Origin of the sequence: Aeromonas sp. S16(2024) (assembly GCF_041403065.1) — a bacterium.
GTDB lineage: Bacteria > Pseudomonadota > Gammaproteobacteria > Enterobacterales > Aeromonadaceae > Aeromonas.
Window position 1 is genome coordinate 1 of the sequence record NZ_JBGLQX010000015.1, and the last position, 14,362, is coordinate 14,362.

Here is a 14,362-nt window from a genome sequence, read left to right on the forward strand (position 1 = left end):
AGACGGAAGCAAAAAATCGCAGGAATGAGCAGTGAATATCTGGAAACGGTACTCAATGCGGGTCTCAAAAAACTGGGTGAAATTTAACAAAATGTTCACGCTCTCACCCTGCCCCATAGGCTTGCGCCGCATTAAGGCTTGTGAAGTGGTGTGCTTCTCGATTGTCATGGTAGCCACAGGCTCTGCCAATGTTCGCTTGTACCACTGCCGCAACACTGGTTACCGTACTGTCCCAGGTGGCAATGAGCCGCTGTTTCATATCTTGACCAAAATTAATCCCTGCGCGACAGCCTGCTACGGTAATAGCAATGAGCTTTTCGTCAAAGTCGATGCATTCATCGAACTCTTTTTTAAATCGTTCAATGGTAGTTAATTGGTCTTCTGGGACACCGCTGAGATCTTTGCCAAGAATATGAACATTCTGATCTGCAAATCCTGCTTGAATAAAACCAGTTTTTGCCTCCATGGCGGCACCTGGCGGCACCCTGACCAATACCCATCCTGCACCTTCATGTTGTTTAAGTAAACTCAGCAGCTTCGCTTTGGCTGGTGAGTCATCGAGAATATTCCTCGAGTCAGAATCCAATCCCGTGACTTTATTGGAGCGCAGCATTTCCCTAACACCGTAGTACTCGTTACTGGTGCGATGGAATACCAATTTGGTATTAAAATCACGCCGTAAAATTGAGTTGCGAGCTGCCTCTTCGGCTGCTTCTGCTGCTTCAATAGCCTCTTTTTCTCTATGATTATGTTTTGCTATTTCTTCTTCGTGTTTGGCAACATCGTATTCTGTCTCTGCCGCATAGAGAGCCCCAAAAGGCGTCGCAGAGATAAAAACTACTTTGCAATCTTTATTCTCTTTTTCGAGGTAATCAAAAACCTTGCAGTACCGTATAGCTGCCGCATTTGAGCCATAGTGACACTCGTCGATCAGGATCAGTTTGGGCGGATTGCCTTTAAAGCTTCGCTCTAAATCTTGGTCGAATCGAATAAAGTTACTAACAACCACATTTTTAGCATCTGCCAGATCTTTTTCAGCCTGCTCTAACAAGGCAACGTCAGGCATGGTTACCAAATAGAGAGTATCTTTGAGCTTGGAGCGGTCGCAGACCTCTTCATCAGTCAGTGACAGACGTTGCAAACAACAAAGAGCGAGTGCCACACCAGACTTGCCTGCTTGCATCTCTGCCGCAGTGATAACTGCACGGACGTTTCCCTTTAGTGCATCGAATGTCTTTTGTGCTGCGATACGTTGGTGATCATGTAATTTCCCACCAGTCAAAATGAGGTAGATTTTTTGTCTCAGAGAGTCGGCTTTAGCTGTCATGGAAGAGAGGTCAGTTCAGTTAATGAATGATACCACTAGTTTCACACAGCTCGTTGCTGACTCCAACAAAGAGCCCGTAGAACGTACGATGCTTATCGCCGGTTTATTGGGGCGCGAACCGGCCTCAAGCCATCCAAGTGTAAATTCGTAGTGAAGATTCTACTTGTCCAAGAGCAGATCACTCTGGTCGCTGCAATCAGTGGGAAGATAATCAAGGTGCCAGTTGGCCTTCCCGTACTGCGGATTGTCTGAAATGGCGCTGACTCGATTTTTTTACCCCTATCTCTCTGTTAATCTGGGCGTTTTCTGCTAGGTGCCTGCTTACTATGTCTATCGATTACTACAACCAACACGCCGATAGCTTCGTCGAAGGCACGCTGTCGGTCGATATGCAACCGCTTTACCAGCGCTTCTTGCCTCTGCTCGCCGCCGGCGCTCATATCGTCGATGCGGGCTGCGGCTCTGGGCGGGACAGCCTGTATTTCCATCAGCAAGGTTTTCGGGTCACAGCCTTCGATGCCAGCGCGGAGCTGGCCCTGCGTGCCGAGCGCCTGCTTGGTCAGCCGGTGCAACTGTGCCGTTTCGAGCAGTTTGTGGCTCCCGTGCCGGTCGATGCCATCTGGGCCTGTGCCAGTCTGCTGCATGTTCCCCGCGCCGAATTGGATGCCGTAATGGCCCATCTGTGCCAGCAACTCGCCGACGGTGGTCTGCTCTATTGCTCGTTCAAATATGGGGTAGACGAGACCGAGCGCGATGGCCGAGCCTTCACCCAGTTGGATGAGGCGGGGCTGCACGCCCTGATCACGCCGTTGCCGCTGAGCGAGGTCGAGACTTGGCTGACGGCGGATCGACGCCCCGGCCGCGAGCAGGAGCGTTGGCTTAACGCCATCGTGCGCAAGGTCGGGTCATGAGTGCACCCGTGCTCATCAGCGGGGGAGAGGCGGGGGATCCGGAGTTCAACGATCCCCTGTTGCCACATCTGCTGGACGCCATCGCCCGTTGTGGCGAGGGTAGCCGCATCGAGTTGTGTGTCTCCTTTATTCGCCAAAGCGGGCTGGTGCTGTTGCGCGGTGCCCTGCACGAGGCGTTGGCGCGAGGAGCACGGCTTCGGGTGATCACCTCGGACTATCTGGAGGTGACTCAGCCGGTGGCGCTGCGCGAGTTGCTTAAATTTGATCCCGCTCGCTCTTGCGCGCTGATCTACCAGAGTCAGGGCAATCGCGGCTTTCACCTCAAGTCCTATCTGTTTGTCCAGCACGCAGCCCAGTATCTAGGCGAGCAAGTTGGCCAGGAAGGGTCGCCAGCGGTGCTCGGTGGCCAGGCGTTTCTCGGCTCCAGCAATATCTCTGCCGCCGCCCTCACCGAGTCGCTGGAGTGGAACTGGTCGCTCAGGGCTGAGCCGAGCGGCCCCAGCGAGCCGCATCACAGCCTGCGTCAGCTCGCGGCTCAAATCGATCGGCTGGCGCAAGACGCGCGGGTCGTGCCCCTTACCCACGACTGGATCGATGGCTACCTCGCTCGCTATCGGCAGAGCGCGCTGCGGGAGTTGCGGGTGCTCACTGGGGATCATCGCAGCAGCGCTGAGCAGCTGCGTGAAGCCCCCATCCCCAACAGCGTGCAGCAAGAGGCGCTGATGGCGCTGCAAGCCGCGCGGGCACAGGGGCATAAACGGGGTGTGGTGGTCATGGCGACCGGCCTTGGCAAGACTTGGCTCGCGGCTTTTGATGTGCGCCAGATGCAGGCGGCCCGCCTGCTGTTTGTTGCCCATCGGGAGGAGATCCTGACCCAAGCGCGCCAGACCTTCTTGCACATGGTGCCGCGGGCAAATTCGGGCCTCTATCATGGTCAGCAGCAGGATGAGGCCGACTGGCTGTTTGCCTCCATCCAGACCCTGGGCAAGAGTCAGCATCTGCTGCGCTTTGCACCGGATCACTTCGATTACGTGGTGGTCGATGAGTTTCATCATGCCGCCTCACCCTCCTACCGGCGCTTGCTAAACCACTTCAAGCCCCGCTTCCTGCTCGGGCTGACCGCGACCCCTGACCGCACCGATCAGGCCGATATTCTGGCGCTGTGCGACAACAATCTCGTCTTTGAACGGGGGCTGGCCCTCGCCATCGAGCAGAAGATGCTGGTGCCGCTCACCTATCACGGCATTTTGGATGACACCGTCGACTATGCCGCGCTGCCTTGGCGCAACGGTCAGTTTGACCCCCATGCGCTGGAGAGTGCCTTCGCCAGTCAGAAGCGGGCTCAGCACGCCCTTAGCCAGTGGCGACGTTTACGCCAGCAGCGCACGCTGGCCTTCTGCATCTCGACCCGTCATGCCGATTTTATGGCCAGCGTCTTCCAGCAAGCCGGTGTGCGGGCGATAGCCGTCTATGCGGGCTCCCGCCAGGGGCGACAAGCCGCCCTGGAGCAACTGGCCGCCGCCGAGCTTGATATCATCTTCTCGGTAGATTTGTTCAACGAAGGCACCGACTTGCCCGCCATCGATACCGTGCTGATGCTGCGCCCCACCGAGTCGCGCATCGTGTTCCTGCAACAGTTGGGGCGGGGCTTGCGCCTCTATCAAGGCAAAGAACGCCTGGTGGTGATCGATCTGGTGGGCAATCACAAGGCGTGTCTCTACAAGCCCCAGCTGCTGCAAACGCAATTGACCCGCCCACCAACGCACGCAAACAGGGCGATGCCGCTGGCGGCAGGTTGTTTTATCAATCTGGATCCCAAGCTGCTTCCGCTGCTGGCGCTGTTAAAAAAGCAGCAGAAACCGACTCTGATTGAGACCTATCAGACCCTCAAAGAGCACCTCGGCTATCGCCCCACCGCGCGGCAAACCTGGGCAGTCCGGCTGGGTGAGCAACTGCGTTTCGATACCCAAAAACAGGGGGGCTGGTTTGAGCTGCTCGCCCAAGCGGGCGATCTGGGGGAGGAGGAGCTGCGCGTGCTGAACCGGCACGGCGACTTTCTGCGTTCGGGGGTGGAGCACACCGCGCTCACCAAGAGTTTCAAGTTGATCCTGCTATTGGCGCTGCTCGAACTCGACGGCCTGCGTGAGCCACCCACCTTGGCGGCGCTGGCCAGCCACTCCCGTTACCTGTTTGAGCGGCATCCCGAGCTGGCCCGCCTCGATCTACCGGTCAAGCAGCAAGCCCTGAGCGCCGACAGCCCGGCTTGGCTCAGTTACTGGAAGAGCAATCCGATCAAGTTCAGCAGTGGCGGCAATCCAGGCGCCAAGGGGGAGTACTGGTTCGAGGTAAGGGAGGATCGCTTCTGCCCACGCTTCGCGGTGAGTGAGGAGGATATCGATCCTCTGCATCGCATGGTGCAAGAGCTGCTGGACTTGCGTCTGGCCCAATATCAGCAGCGCAAAATCGCATCGGCAGCCGCCATTTCCCCTGAGCCCTTCACAACTATCCACGATGAGGAACAGGCGCTGGCGCCTGATGCCAAAGCGCGTCAGGTGACCCTGATTTAAGGCTGGCTATCCGATAGCACGATCAGTGTAAAAACAAGCAGTGTAAAAACCAGCAGCGTGAAAGCAATCAAGGCGCCAGTGGCGCCTTGATTGTTTGGGGAGATGGTCGGTCAGCGCTGGCCGTTACCGAAACAGCCATTCCATATCGTCCTCTTCCTCACGCCACCTTATTTGCTGCTGATCCCAGCGGGCCGCCAGATAGGGTTTGAGGGTCTGCAGGGTGGTGATCTCGGCCAGCTGGGCAGTCAGGTGGTCGATATCACGCAGCAAATAGTCCCGATGTTCGGCAAAGGCCTGCTCGGTCTTTTTCTTGGATGATTGCTTGAATTTGTGCAGCACCGCGCCCATTAGCCCGTCTTGCCCGCCGTAGTAGCTGACTTCGAGCTCGCGTAGCTGGCGTTTCAGCATCGGGTTGAGGTAAGCGAGGTTCTCGTCACTGAGCAGGTTATCGAACTCGGGTAGGTGAGCGTGGGCCAGCTGTAACAGGGTGAACATCTCTTTGTTTTCCCAAGCCTGACTGAGTTGGCCCATGATGCGGGTCTTTTCCGCCTGCATGGCGGGGTCGGGTTCCCGATCCGGGTGCAGCGCCAGGGCGAGCTTGCGATAGAGCTGCTTGAGGCTGGATTTGCTGAACAGCTGTTCGATGCGCATCTCTTCCTCTTGCTCACGACGGGTGCGCGTGTGGGCAAAAGCATCTTGCTGCTCAGCGCCGAAGGGGGACTCATCGGCAAACAACTCATCATCGTCGAAGAGGGCATCCTCTTCCTCACCAGCGGTGTCACTCCCGTTGGCCATTTTCTGCTTCGCCGCGTTTATCAGGTACTCGTGCAACAGAGCGGGGTTTTTGACCATATCGCGCAAGGTGTCGATGTCTTCGGGGCAGTGACCACAAGTTTCCATCAGCATATGGGTAAGTTCATCACACTGATAGTCGAGCTGTTCGTCATCCATGTGCAGGGCGGTATTGGTTTGGATTTGGTGATAGAGGGGGGCCAAATCCATCTCGCCACGAAACGGATTGGACTCGAGATAGTTGATGAGATCGTGGATCCAGTGGTGCAAGGTCTCCCGTTGCCACTGGGTAAAGCTCTTGCGAGCCGTAAAGTCGGTCAGTCGCTTGGTGAGGGCAAAGATGAGCTCGCATTGTTGACGCTCAAGGGGTTCGATGTCGCTGGTGAAGCGCTGATAGATATCGCGGCCGTTGAGGGTTTGCTTGTCGATTTTTGCCTGTAGCTTTTCGAGCGCTTGCCAGTTGCGGTGGAAGAGATCGAGGGCGGGGTTACCCGTCGTGGGGGAGGGCTGGCGAGCGGGCTGCTTGCGAGCTGGATTACGAAGAGACATAGGCCGCCTCCATAGGCGTTATTTTGTTCGCTAAAACAAAAAAACCGGCGCGGGGCCGGTTTATCGCCGCGCATAAATAGCGCGAAGTCTGCCTTGCAGATGAGTTGCTGGCCATATTAAAGCCTTTCTTACGCAACAGATAGCAACAACAGAGAAATAATGGGGTGGCTGATGGGGCTCGAACCCACGACAACCGGAATCACAATCCGGGACTCTACCAACTGAGCTACAACCACCACTGAAATCATCGCCATTTTGTGTCTGCCAAGGCCTGGCCAAGGTCATCCTGAGATAATCTGCCGAATGGACGATAAGTCACACTCTTCATCAATAACTCAATGATTTAAAACACATTTTAAATGGCGCGCCCTGCAGGATTCGAACCTGCGACCCACGGCTTAGAAGGCCGTTGCTCTATCCGACTGAGCTAAGGGCGCTCTGTATCGAGCCGTCACAAGATGACTCGATGAACCTGGTCGGTGATAAAGGATTCGAACCTTTGACCCTCTGGTCCCAAACCAGATGCGCTACCGGGCTGCGCTAATCACCGAAATCTCATCGTCCAGCATACCGGGGGCGGTACGACTGGGCAACGGGCGGGCATCATACCCAAGCGTCAAAGTCAGCGTCAACGACTTTTTCCGCCAGTAAATTCAAATGCCTACTTATTGCCCGCCAGGCGAGAGCCGCTAACACCCGCGCCAAAAAAATGCGACAATGCGCGGCAGTTGAACACATGGTGAGTGAAGAACGATGTCTGCCAAAATCATTGATGGAAAACAGGTTGCGCAAACGATTCGCAATCAGGTCGCCGAACAAGTCCAACAGCGGTTGGCATTGGGCAAGCGGGCACCGGGTCTGGCGGTGATCCTGGTGGGGCTGGATCCGGCGTCCCAGGTCTATGTGGGCAGCAAGCGTCGTGCCTGTGAAGAGGTGGGGTTTGTCTCCCGCTCCTATGATCTCAGCGCCAATGCGACCCAGGAAGAGTTGTTGGCCCTGATCGATCGGCTCAATGAGGATGCGGAGGTGGACGGCATCCTGGTGCAGTTGCCCCTGCCGGCTCATTGCGACACAACCCAGGTGCTGGAGCGCATTCGCCCCGACAAGGACGTGGATGGTTTCCACCCCTACAATGTGGGCCGTCTGGCCCAGCGCATCCCGGCACTGCGTCCCTGCACCCCCAAGGGGATCATGACCCTGATCGAGGCGACTGGCGTCAAGACCCACGGTCTGCATGCTGTGGTGGTCGGTGCCTCCAACATCGTCGGTCGCCCGATGACGCTGGAGCTGCTGCTGGCGGGTTGCACCACCACCACCTGCCATCGCTTCACCCAGGATCTGGAGGCCCAGGTACGCCGTGCCGATCTGCTGGTGGTGGCGGTGGGCAAGCCGAACTTCATCCCCGGGGAGTGGGTCAAGCCCGGCGCCCTGGTGATCGACGTGGGGATCAACCGCCTGGCCGACGGCTCCCTGGTGGGGGATGTGGAGTTTGAAACGGCGCGCAATCACGCCGCCTTCATCACCCCTGTACCCGGTGGCGTGGGGCCCATGACGGTGGCCAGCCTGATGGAGAACACCCTGAGCGCCTGCCAGGATTATCACGACGCCTGAGCAGGGCGCCCCCCGCACTAGGGAAGGGATGAGAGAAAGGGAAGGCCTGGCCTTCCCTTTTTTATTGCTGGTCGAACGTGATGCTCTGCCGAGACGACTGGGCAGGGCGGCCTAGTCAGATCAGGGCCAGCGCCGCCGCCAGATCGGCGATGAGATCGTCGGCATCCTCCACCCCTATGCTGAAGCGGATGAGGTCGTCATTGACCCCGGCGGCGAGGCGGCTCGCCTCGTCCATGGCTGCGTGGGTGGTGCTGGCCGGATGGCAGGCCAGGCTCTCGAGATCGCCAAGGCTCACCGCCTGCACGAACAGCTGCAGGTTGTCTAGCAGGGTGGCGCAGCGGGCAAAGCCCCCTTCCAGCTCTATGCTCACCATGCCACCAAAGCCGCTGGCGAAGGCGCCGAGGGCGTCGTGGCCCGGATGGCTGGCAAGACCCGGGTAGATCACCTTCTTCACCGCCGGGTGGGCGGCGAGGAAGTCTGCCACCTTTTGTGCGTTGTGCAGGTGGGCATCCATGCGCAGGGGCAGGGTCTTGACCCCGCGCTGCAGCAGGTAGGCCTCCTGTGGGCCTATGGGGGAGCCGATGTGCTTGAGGGCCACGGTGCGTACCGACTTCATCAGCGCGTGGGAGCCGGCCACCACACCGGCGATGATGTCGCCGTGGCCGCCCAGATACTTGGTGCCGCTGTGCATCACCAGATCGATGCCGAGCTCCAGCGGGCGCAGCAGGTAGGGGGTGAGGAAGGTGTTGTCGCAGACGCTGATGGCGTCCACCTTGCGAGCCGCTTCCACCACCACCCGGGGATCCACCACCTTGAGGGTGGGGTTGGTCAGGGTCTCGAACAGGATCACCCTGGTGGCGGGGCTGATGTTGGCCAGCAGATCCTGATCGCTGTCGTAACTTGTGATGGTGATGCCGGCCCGGCTGAAGGTCTGCTTGAGAAACGCATCGGTGCCGCCGTAGAGGGGGCCGACATAGGCCACTTCATCTCCGCTGCTGGCCAGGGCATAGAGGATGGCGCTCACCGCCGCCATGCCGCTCGCTACCACCAGCGCCTCGTCGGCGCCCTCGAGAGCCGCCAGCTTCAGCTCCAGCTCGGCGGTGGTGGGGTTGCCGAAGCGGCTGTAGATAAAGCCCGGGGCCTGGCCTGCGAAGCGCTCCTTGCCCGCCTGGGCATTGACGTAGCTGAAGGTGCTGCTCTGGTAGAGCGGTGTGGTGAGGGCGCCGGTCTGGGGATCGATCCGCTGGCCGCTGTGCACGCTCATGGTCTTGAATTTCATCGTTTTGCTCCGTGGTCGCCAGGCTATGGCGTTGTTGTTCTGGTGTGGAAATCGGTGGACGGGATGGCGGCTTGTTGCCATCCCCCTTGATGGTGTCAGGCCGGTACCGGCTCCTGCGCTCCCCTGTGTTGCTGAGCATAGTGGCGCGCCGCCACATCCGGGTGGGAGCGCAGCCTGCCCTTGAGCACATTCTCCCCCACCTGATAGAAGAGCGGGTTGGCCGGGTCACTCTCTGGCCCTTGCGCCTGCGCCGCCAGCTCGGGGGAGAGCCGCAGCAGCGGCACAGTGGCATCGAGTCTCGCCGCCATAAAGAAGGCGCAGGAGAGACGCGAGACCCCGGGGGGCGGGCTCTGTACCCGGTGCAGGGTCGCCTTGAGGTAGCCGTTGGAGGCAAGCTCCAGCAGCTCGCCGATATTGACCACCAGGGCGCCGGGCAGGGGTGGCGCGGAAATCCAGCCGCTCGCCGTCTCCACCTCGAGGCCGGAGTGATCGTCCTGCATCACCAGGGTCAGGTAGCCGGGATCCTTGTGGGCGCCTACCCCCTGGCCGCTGCCTCCCGCTTCCCGTCCCGGGTAGTGAATGAGCTTCATGTGCTGATAGGGGGCGCCCTGGATGCTCTCATCGAACACCCCGGCCGGTTGCTCCAGCACCTCGGCAAAGGCGGCGAGCAGGGTGAGGGTGATGTCGCTCAGCCGCTCCTGCCACGCCAGCAGTTGCGTCTTCATCTCGGGCAGGGCGGCGGGCCACTGGTTGGGGCCTGTGAGCCGCTGCCAGGGGTGGCTTATCTGCGCCAGGGGGAGGGACTGCTCCTCGTTCATGATGTCGAACTGCTCTCGCCTGTCCGGCCGCTCCCGGGTGAGCTCGGCCCCCACCAGGTTGTAGCCACGAAAGTGGGGGGAGTGCACCATCTGCACCGCCAGCTTCTCCTGCAAGGGCAGGGCGAAGAAGCGGGCCGCCAGCGCCAGGGTTTCCCGTTGCTGCGCTTCGCTCAGACCATGGCCTGTCAGATAGAAGAAGCCCACCTCGCGGGCCGCCCGGCCAAGCTTGGCCAGCATCTGGTGACGCTCCTCGGGGGTGCCATTGAGCGCGGCATAGTCGATGATGGGCAGTGATGAATGTTCCATGTGCATCTCCTCAGGTGTCGGATGTCGGGTGCAGTCCCGAGGATCCGCGACAAAGATGGCGGTGTGGCTCGTGGCAGGACTCGGGTCCGTGGCTCACGATGGCACCATGTGGGTTTAAGGGGATGCTACTGTTCGGAGTTATAAGGTGGAAGCAACAAAATATTCTTAGTTATATACAAAAGTCGAAATAGGATTCGATCCCTTTGGGGGAATTTGTCGATTGCACGGAGAAAATGCGACCCAGCCGATCGCCTTGCCCATGAATCTGCCTGGGGCCAGGGAAGGCGCTGTGCCCATGGGAGGCGAATGAACAAAGGGGAGGCATCAGCCTCCCCTTGGGTAGTGTGGCGCAGAGGATAGAGGGTGAGCGCCCGCCCAGCGCGCCTAGATCAGCCTCTTCTTCAGTAACCCAGGGTGAAGCGCTGGCGCAGGTGCGCCGGTTGTTCAGCTTCGTTGATCACCGCGTCCGCCAGATCCCCGACCGTGATCCCGGCAGGCTTGTCGCCGCTAAAGAGCACCTGATCGCCCCCGAGACGGTAGCCGCCGCGCTTCTCGCCGGGTTCGAGGAACACCGGCGGGGAGACGAAGCGCCAGTCGAGGGTGGTTTCGCGGCGAAGTGCCGTGAGACCGTCGCGGGCCGCCAGGGCGCCCTGCTTCCACTCGGCCGGGAAGTCCGGGGTATCCACCAGCTGTACGCCGGGGGCGATTTCCAGGCTGCCGGCACCGCCGACCACCAGCAACCAGCTGTGGGCGGCGTTGGTTGCCTCGACGATGGCGCTGGCGCCCTTGAGGTACTGATCATGAATATCCGGGGCACTCCAGCCCGGGTTGTAGGCACTGATCACCCTATCGTGCCCCTTGAGCACCTCGGCCAGCGCCTGCGGGTCCTGGGCATCCACCGCCACGGCGGTGACCTGCGGGTGGAGGGCCAGCTTGCTGGTGTCGCGGACGATGGCGGTGACGTGATGGCCACGGCTGACGGCCTCGTTGAGGATGGCTGAACCGACAAAACCGCTGGCACCTATGAGGGCAATCTTCATGGATTTCTCTCCTTCACTGTGGGAATGGGGCTATCCTACGCCCCCGGATATGATTTAATAATCATCTGTAAATTGCATTCACTTGTAAGCTGGATTTAATAATGGATCAGCTCAGACGTTACGCCATCTTCGCCGCCGTGGTGGAGGCGGGCACCATGACGGGGGCCGCCAAGGCCCTCGGCATGACCCCCTCCGCCGTCAGCCAGCATATCGGCCAGCTGGAGAGCCTGCTCGGTCTCACCCTGCTCCATCGCTCCACCCGTCGCCTCAGCCTGACCGAGGCGGGGGAGGTGGTGTGGCAGGGGTGCCAGTCCCTGCAACAGACCCTCAACCAGACCGAGCTGCGCCTCTCGGAGGTGCGCGACAGCCTGCTCGGGGAGGTGCGGATCACCGCCCCCGTGGGGATGGCGGGCCAGCCGCTGGCGCTGGCCTTGTCGCCCTTGCTTCAGGCCCATCCAGGCCTGTGCATCCAGATCATCGCCGACGACGAGAAGCGGGATCTCATTGCCGAGCGCATCGACGTGGCGCTGCGGGTCGGCTCCCTGCCGGACTCCACCCTGGTGGCCCGCAAGCTGGGCCAGACCCGGATGCTGCTGTGCGCCGCCCCCGCCTACCTGGCGCGCAAGGGGACGCCGCGCACTCCCGCCGATCTGGCGACCCACGACTGGCTCTGCGGCGACATGCTGGGGAGCGGCTTGCTGCTCCTTGACGAGCGGGGGGGCGAGCACAGGGTGAGGTGCAAACCCAGGGTGCAATGCAACAACGTCCTGCCCCTGCGCCAGTTTGCCCTGGCGGGGCAGGGGATCTCCCTGCAACCCGAGGGGGAAGTTGCTGAGGATCTCGCCCAGGGCCGCCTGCTCGCCCTGCTGCCGGGCTTTCGGGTGCCGCCCATGGAGATCCACGCCATCACGCCGCAGCGGGAGATCCCGGAGAAGGTGCGGCGGGTGATCACCGCCCTGCGCAGCCATTTCGCCGAACCCGGGGGGACGGCGCGCCCGCTGTAACGCAGGCCAAAGAAGAGGGCAGCCCGTTGGCTGCCCTCTGTCTATCGCAATTATCCCGGCGTTACTTCATATAGAGGCCGCCGTTGATGGCCAGGGTCTCCCCCGTGATATAGGCACCTGCTTCGCTGGCGAGGAAGGCCACGGCGGCGGCTATCTCCTCCGGTTTGGCGAGGCGGCGCATGGGAATGTCGGCCTTGATGCTGTCGAGAATGTCGGTGCGGATCGCCGCCACCATGGGGGTGGCGGTGTAGCCGGGGGCGATGGCGTTGACCGTGACCCCGAAGCGGGCCCCTTCCGCCGCCAGCGCCTTGGTGAAGCCCAGCATGCCCGCCTTGGCCGCCGAGTAGTTGACCTGACCGAACTGCCCTTTCTGGCCATTGACCGAGGAGATGTTGATGATGCGGGCATCGCGCTGCTCGCACATGGCGTCGAACAGCGGCTGGGTCACGTTGTAGAGGCTGCACAGGTTGGTGTGGATCACCTCGAACCACTGCTCCGGCGCCATCCGCTTGAAGGCGCCATCCCGGGTGATGCCGGCGTTGTTGACCAGCACGTCCACCCGACCCTCCTCCTGCAACAGGCGGCCCAGGGTCTCGCGGCACATGGCGGTATCGGCCACGTCCAGTGGCAGCAGTCGCACCCGATCCGGTTGATATCCCTGCTCTGCGTACCAGTCGTGGGCCGCCGCACCGTTGGCGCTGGAGTGGGTGGCGATGATGCGATACCCCTGTGCCAGCAAGGCGGTGGTGATGGCGGATCCGATGCCGCCCCGGGCTCCGGTGATCAAGGCAATTTTTTTCATCTTGGCTTTCCCTGCATGTCACGAGTTGAACGGTGCCCCGGGGTCCCGGGGCAATTGACAACTTTGTTTGCAAACAATGTGGCAGGGAAAGGCGTCACTTTTGTGACAAGGGGCGTCTGGGGGCGGTTTTTCGCGAGGGGGATCCTGGCCGCCACAGGCCCGGCGCCGGGTTTGCCGAGGCCGAACAAGGCTTGCCCCCGGCACGGCGGCCATGTTTAATGTGGCCACTTGGGCGAATGCGCCCCTTTGCCGGCACAGAGCCCGATCACCCCATGACAAGCTCCCTCGCTTTCCCAGACCCGGCGCCACAGGCGCGCGCCCACTTCACCCGCATCGAGCGGCTGCTCGACTACATCCACACCCACCTGGATCAGCCCCTGTCGCTGGAGCAGCTGGCCGAGCAGAGCTGCTGGTCGCGCTGGCAGTTGCAGCGGGTCTTCTTGCACGAGACCGGCCAGACGGTGGCCCACTATGTGCGCGAGCTGAAGCTGAGCCTGGCGGCGGAGGCGCTGCTCTCGAGCCGGCAGCGGGTGCTGGATCTGGCGCTGAACCACGGTTTTGGCTCGGAAGTCAGCTTCAGCCGGGCCTTCAAGCAGCAGTTCGGCTGCTCGCCCCTGGCCTATCGCAAGCGGGGTCTTCGGCTGGGACTGCGCACCCCGCTGGTGCGAGCGCCTATGCCGCTCGTCAATGCTCCCCGATTGGTGCAGGTGCGGGTGGAGAGCCGGCCGGGGTTCACCCTGCACGGCGTCAGGGGGGAGATCCGGGGGCTCTTTGCCGAAGACCCGGACTTTCAGCAGACGGTCCCCGCCATCTGGGGTGCCTGGCGCGAGGCGGGAGGACGCCCATCGGCCAGCGAGCTGCTCGGGGTGGTGGACGTCTCGGGGGCGGGGGAGCGGCTGCCTTACTGGGCCGGGGTGGCGGCAGAGGAGGGGAGCGAGCCGCCGAGCGGGCTTGCGTGCCTCAGGGTGCCGGCACAGGAGTACGCCGTGCTGAGCCACCTGGGCCCCATCAGCCAGCTGGGGCAGAGCCTCAACTGGTTCATCCTGCACTGGCTACCGTCCTCCAGCTATCGCGGGTTGGATGGCTTCGAGCTGGAGCGCTATGCCTCGGGCTTTGACGGCCAGCAGCCCGATGCCTCCATGGAGTACTGGCTGCCCATCGCCCCCTGCTCGGGTTGAGTGCGCGCGCCCTCACCCAAGTCCCCCATCCCGGCGAGGCCGCTTGCGGCTGATGGCCGACCCACTTTGCACCCGCCAAAGATAGTCATTTGAATTCATAACCTTTTCCCATCGACATAAGGCATCGTCGACTGAGGCTTATCTCGCCTGTTTTTCGCCTCTCTGCCCGCCAAGATGC

General features: G+C 61.0%; 11 protein-coding genes and 3 tRNA genes. 5 read left to right on the plus strand and 9 right to left on the minus strand.

Features of this window, described 5'->3' with window-relative positions; all coding sequences use genetic code 11:
* Positions 1 to 103 precede the first annotated feature (103 nt).
* Positions 104 to 1,327 (minus strand): DEAD/DEAH box helicase family protein, encoded by a 1,224-nt coding sequence (locus ACB030_RS12520; RefSeq protein ID WP_371160166.1) that lies wholly within the window; start codon positions 1,325 to 1,327, stop codon positions 104 to 106.
* A 326-nt stretch (positions 1,328 to 1,653) separates the two neighbouring features.
* On the opposite strand from ACB030_RS12520, the gene ACB030_RS12525 reads away from it, so the two are divergent.
* Entirely contained in the window at positions 1,654 to 2,238 is a 585-nt protein-coding gene (locus tag ACB030_RS12525) for a bifunctional 2-polyprenyl-6-hydroxyphenol methylase/3-demethylubiquinol 3-O-methyltransferase UbiG (protein WP_024941336.1), read from the plus strand.
* Entirely contained in the window at positions 2,235 to 4,805 is a 2,571-nt protein-coding gene (locus ACB030_RS12530; protein ID WP_041204617.1) for a DEAD/DEAH box helicase family protein, read from the plus strand. Before ACB030_RS12525 ends, ACB030_RS12530 begins: the two co-directional genes overlap by 4 nt.
* A gap of 123 nt (positions 4,806 to 4,928) precedes the next feature.
* Here ACB030_RS12530 and ACB030_RS12535 read toward each other — a convergent pair whose 3' ends face one another.
* The 4 genes from ACB030_RS12535 to ACB030_RS12550 form a co-directional block, all read right to left on the minus strand.
* On the minus strand, positions 4,929 to 6,146 hold the full coding sequence (locus tag ACB030_RS12535; protein ID WP_041211539.1) for a J domain-containing protein: 1,218 nt from the start codon (positions 6,144 to 6,146) through the stop codon (positions 4,929 to 4,931).
* 160 nt (positions 6,147 to 6,306) lie between these two features.
* Positions 6,307 to 6,382, minus strand: a tRNA-His gene (locus ACB030_RS12540).
* A gap of 124 nt (positions 6,383 to 6,506) precedes the next feature.
* Positions 6,507 to 6,583: transfer RNA gene (locus ACB030_RS12545), tRNA-Arg, on the minus strand.
* A gap of 36 nt (positions 6,584 to 6,619) precedes the next feature.
* Positions 6,620 to 6,696, minus strand: a tRNA-Pro gene (locus ACB030_RS12550).
* A 203-nt stretch (positions 6,697 to 6,899) separates the two neighbouring features.
* Between ACB030_RS12550 and folD the strand changes: the two genes are divergently transcribed.
* Positions 6,900 to 7,757 (plus strand): bifunctional methylenetetrahydrofolate dehydrogenase/methenyltetrahydrofolate cyclohydrolase FolD, encoded by an 858-nt coding sequence (gene folD, locus ACB030_RS12555; RefSeq protein WP_005326697.1) that lies wholly within the window; start codon positions 6,900 to 6,902, stop codon positions 7,755 to 7,757.
* A gap of 115 nt (positions 7,758 to 7,872) precedes the next feature.
* Here the strand turns inward: folD and ACB030_RS12560 are convergent, their stop codons facing one another.
* The 3 genes from ACB030_RS12560 to ACB030_RS12570 form a co-directional block, all read right to left on the minus strand.
* Positions 7,873 to 9,036 (minus strand): PLP-dependent aspartate aminotransferase family protein, encoded by a 1,164-nt coding sequence (locus ACB030_RS12560; RefSeq protein WP_371160170.1) that lies wholly within the window; start codon positions 9,034 to 9,036, stop codon positions 7,873 to 7,875.
* Between the two features lie 95 nt (positions 9,037 to 9,131).
* Positions 9,132 to 10,160, minus strand: coding sequence for an isopenicillin N synthase family dioxygenase (locus ACB030_RS12565; protein WP_371160172.1), 1,029 nt, complete (start codon positions 10,158 to 10,160; stop codon positions 9,132 to 9,134).
* Between the two features lie 401 nt (positions 10,161 to 10,561).
* Positions 10,562 to 11,200 (minus strand): NAD(P)-dependent oxidoreductase, encoded by a 639-nt coding sequence (locus tag ACB030_RS12570; RefSeq protein WP_371160174.1) that lies wholly within the window; start codon positions 11,198 to 11,200, stop codon positions 10,562 to 10,564.
* 101 nt (positions 11,201 to 11,301) lie between these two features.
* Here ACB030_RS12570 and ACB030_RS12575 point away from each other — a divergent pair, with 101 nt between their 5' ends.
* The gene (locus ACB030_RS12575) at positions 11,302 to 12,204 is read left to right on the plus strand and encodes a LysR family transcriptional regulator (protein WP_371160176.1); all 903 of its coding nucleotides are present in this window, start codon (positions 11,302 to 11,304) and stop codon (positions 12,202 to 12,204) included.
* Positions 12,205 to 12,265: 61 nt separating this feature from the next.
* Here ACB030_RS12575 and ACB030_RS12580 read toward each other — a convergent pair whose 3' ends face one another.
* The gene (locus ACB030_RS12580; RefSeq protein WP_371160178.1) at positions 12,266 to 13,006 is read right to left on the minus strand and encodes an SDR family oxidoreductase; all 741 of its coding nucleotides are present in this window, start codon (positions 13,004 to 13,006) and stop codon (positions 12,266 to 12,268) included.
* A 191-nt stretch (positions 13,007 to 13,197) separates the two neighbouring features.
* Here ACB030_RS12580 and ACB030_RS12585 point away from each other — a divergent pair, with 191 nt between their 5' ends.
* Positions 13,198 to 14,184 (plus strand): helix-turn-helix domain-containing protein, encoded by a 987-nt coding sequence (locus tag ACB030_RS12585; protein ID WP_371160180.1) that lies wholly within the window; start codon positions 13,198 to 13,200, stop codon positions 14,182 to 14,184.
* The last annotated feature ends 178 nt before the right edge of the window (positions 14,185 to 14,362 follow it).

Coding starts and splice junctions, on each gene's coding strand:
- ACB030_RS12565 (WP_371160172.1), bottom strand. CDS start 10,160: ATGGAACATTCATCACTGCCCATCATCGACTATGCCGCGCTCAATGGC.
- ACB030_RS12560 (WP_371160170.1), bottom strand. CDS start 9,036: ATGAAATTCAAGACCATGAGCGTGCACAGCGGCCAGCGGATCGATCCC.
- ACB030_RS12535 (WP_041211539.1), bottom strand. CDS start 6,146: ATGTCTCTTCGTAATCCAGCTCGCAAGCAGCCCGCTCGCCAGCCCTCC.
- folD (WP_005326697.1), top strand. CDS start 6,900: ATGTCTGCCAAAATCATTGATGGAAAACAGGTTGCGCAAACGATTCGC.
- ACB030_RS12525 (WP_024941336.1), top strand. CDS start 1,654: ATGTCTATCGATTACTACAACCAACACGCCGATAGCTTCGTCGAAGGC.
- ACB030_RS12575 (WP_371160176.1), top strand. CDS start 11,302: ATGGATCAGCTCAGACGTTACGCCATCTTCGCCGCCGTGGTGGAGGCG.
- ACB030_RS12580 (WP_371160178.1), bottom strand. CDS start 13,006: ATGAAAAAAATTGCCTTGATCACCGGAGCCCGGGGCGGCATCGGATCC.
- ACB030_RS12570 (WP_371160174.1), bottom strand. CDS start 11,200: ATGAAGATTGCCCTCATAGGTGCCAGCGGTTTTGTCGGTTCAGCCATC.
- ACB030_RS12530 (WP_041204617.1), top strand. CDS start 2,235: ATGAGTGCACCCGTGCTCATCAGCGGGGGAGAGGCGGGGGATCCGGAG.
- ACB030_RS12520 (WP_371160166.1), bottom strand. CDS start 1,327: ATGACAGCTAAAGCCGACTCTCTGAGACAAAAAATCTACCTCATTTTG.